General features: G+C 60.4%; 3 protein-coding genes and 1 pseudogene. 3 read left to right on the forward strand and 1 reads right to left on the reverse strand.

Going from position 1 to position 2,762, the window contains the following annotated elements:
* Nucleotides 1-524, forward strand: a pseudogene (locus V7651_RS18600) (4-hydroxy-2-oxovalerate aldolase); the annotation flags it as partial.
* A 224-nt stretch (nt 525-748) separates the two neighbouring features.
* On the forward strand, nt 749-1,564 hold the full coding sequence (locus V7651_RS18605) for a DNA -binding domain-containing protein (protein ID WP_335614017.1): 816 nt from the start codon (nt 749-751) through the stop codon (nt 1,562-1,564).
* Nucleotides 1,565-1,883: 319 nt separating this feature from the next.
* On the opposite strand, the gene V7651_RS18610 is transcribed toward V7651_RS18605, so the two are convergent.
* On the reverse strand, nt 1,884-2,318 hold the full coding sequence (locus tag V7651_RS18610; RefSeq protein ID WP_335614018.1) for a GNAT family acetyltransferase: 435 nt from the start codon (nt 2,316-2,318) through the stop codon (nt 1,884-1,886).
* A gap of 289 nt (nt 2,319-2,607) precedes the next feature.
* On the opposite strand from V7651_RS18610, the gene V7651_RS18615 reads away from it, so the two are divergent.
* Nucleotides 2,608-2,762: antirestriction protein ArdA (locus V7651_RS18615; RefSeq protein WP_335614019.1), on the forward strand; the 155-nt coding region annotated here is incomplete at its 3' end.

Here is a 2,762-nt window from a genome sequence, read left to right on the forward strand (position 1 = left end):
GTGGCGGCGCGCTCGACATGGATGGATACATCGCCCGGCTTCAAGCCTATGACAAGGTCCTGAAGCCTGAAACTGAACGGGGTATCCACGCCCACCACAATCTGTCCCTAGGCGTAGCCAATTCCATTGTCGGCGTTCAATATGGCGCAAGACGCGTGGACGCTTCGCTGGCCGGCATGGGTGCCGGGGCCGGAAACGCGCCGCTTGAAGTGTTCATCGCAGCCGCCGAGCGAAAGGGATGGAAGCATGGATGCGATCTTTTTGCGCTCATGAATGCTGCCGAGGAACTTGTCCGCCCACTCCAGGACCGCCCCGTTCGCGTTGATCGCGAAACGCTTTCACTTGGCTATGCCGGCGTGTACTCATCCTTCCTCCGGCATTCAGAGAAGGCAGCGAAAGATTATGGGATCGATACGCGTGAAATCCTGGTTGAACTAGGACGTAGGCGTATGGTTGGTGGCCAGGAGGATATGATCGTCGACGTAGCCCTGGACATATTGAAAGAACGAAAATCCGCTGAATAGTTGCGACGTGAGAGACCAATCCTTATTGACTGTTGCGAGCTCCAATTTGTCTGGACGAACGACGCAGTCAGAACACGCTCAATCAGCTTTTGTGTGTTCAGTGCTTTTAGTCCGGTAAGCACACATTTGCGTGCCCTTTTGCCTTAGGCAAGCAACCTTGCAATCTCCATGATAGATTGAAATTGGCACATGTCCTGCATTCCCCTGACGCGGGAGGCTGATACATGCTTATTCGCACGATAGAAGACCTGAGCGATATGCTCGTTAGGTATAACTACACCGCCAATCTCTCTCGCGGGAACTGGGCTTGGGAGTTCGCGAGGCGCAATCCTGCCCTGAGGGACGATGCATACGCCGTACTACCTCAGCTGGAAACGGGGACCGCATGTCATGGCATCAAGCTGTTGAAGCTGGTTGAGCAGGACCTCGCCGCCGAAGCCTGGGGGCTCCTATACTTTCCCGATCCCGACCAGACTGCGCTATCAACAGATGTCTTCTGGTCCGATCAGACATTCCCTCGCAAGATCGCGGTCCATGTCCGTGAGCGTGATCCTGACGAAGTTGACGAAATCTTCGAGAAGGGCACACGCCTTTGCAGAATTGTGCACCTGACCGATTCTGCCGGCCGCGAGCACTTCCTCGTCAAAGGGGCAAACTGCTCCGTCCAGATCCGCTGCAGCGGCAAGTCGCTCCTGTGCGGCGAGCCCGTGAAAATGGAGTTTTCCGTTTCCGGCTTCGATTGCCCTGACGAATATATCGAGACGCTCAAACGGGCCCACCGCGTCTATGATGCCGAAGCGACGTCGCCGACATGGTCACGCAAGGGACTTGGCTACCGCAACGCCTTGATCGCGCTTGATGCCTTTGAGGCTGGTATGACCTATCGCGAAACGGCGATGATCTTCTATGGCGAGGCCCGCGTCACACAGGACTGGTCCGGACCGTCCAGCGCCATGAAGTCGGAGATGGCCCGTTTGCTCGCAAAAGGCCAGCGCTTGCGTGACGGGGGATATCGCGAATTGCTTGAGGAAAACCTCTAACCCCTATCAGCCAGCAAAAAGCCGACCCGAATGAACACCTGAGTTCATGAGCCTGATGCAGGAGTTGCCGAGCGTCTGTTCGAGGCGTTGGGGGAGGATCTGAAGGCATCGCCCCTCCCCCGCCCGCTGACGCGGGGCTGTCCGGGCGGCGAGGGCCCTTAACCATTTCCATGTCGCCTGACCGGCCCGGCTCGTCTCCGGTCACGCGTCCTCCCGTTCGGGAGGCCGCGCGCTGCGGGGGCTCGCCGGCGGGGGCCGCGCTTTGCTTCCCACTGGCCTTGCGGCCAGAGGGGTCAGGCGCGCGTGGCCTGTCGAAGCCTCATTCGGCCTCAGGCGATGGCGTAAGCCATTTGCCGAGGACGGTGACATCCTGGCGTTCGTACCCAAGCGCAGTGTAAAAGGCGGCTGCGGTCTCATTGCCTTCACGTACCATGAGCTGCACCTTTGGCGCGCCGCGGGCCGTCAGCCAGAGCTCCGCCTCGGCCATCATCTCGCGTCCATGACCGCGTCCCTGCCGCTCCGGACTGACAGCCAGGTAATAGATCCAGCCGCGATGGCCGTCATGACCGGCCATGACACTGGCGACGACCACGTCATCCACCGTGCCGACGAGTATCGTGGCATCGCGTGACGTAACCGCTCTGTCCACGTCGGCATTCGGGGCATTCCACGGCCGGGTCAGGGCGCACGCCTCCCAGAGCGTGATCAAGGCGACGCGGTCAGCTTCCAGGAACTCTCGTATATGCATGGCCATCAGCAAGATGTCTGGAGGGATTCGTGTCCACGGCGCCAGCCTGCCTGTTTGGCATTTGCAAGTGTGGACAAGCTTTCCCTGCAGCCGTGAGGGGGCGGACGGCGCGTCTGCCCGGGCGCGGCCCGTGCGCAAGGCGCCGGTGACCTGGAGCCGCCCGCGTCTATTCGTGCCTCCTACCTTCCCGCCTTGCCCCCGGCCCTCATACGCCCGGGCGCCCGCACCTTTCGTCCGCCCCCTCCCGCCTGCCGGGAAAGGTGCGCGGGCGAGGATTCATTCTTGCGAGGCTGACATGACCCTTTCACCTGAGACACCTGCCCCCCTTGGAACAGATACCGGACCGGATTTGCGGGAGACACAACGCATCTATGTCGCCTGTCTTGCCGCCTACAATAATGGGCATCTGCATGGGGCTTGGATCGAGGCGACCTCGCCGGATGAGGTCAG

This window comes from Hyphomonas oceanitis (assembly GCF_036964545.1).
GTDB lineage: Bacteria > Pseudomonadota > Alphaproteobacteria > Caulobacterales > Hyphomonadaceae > Hyphomonas > Hyphomonas oceanitis.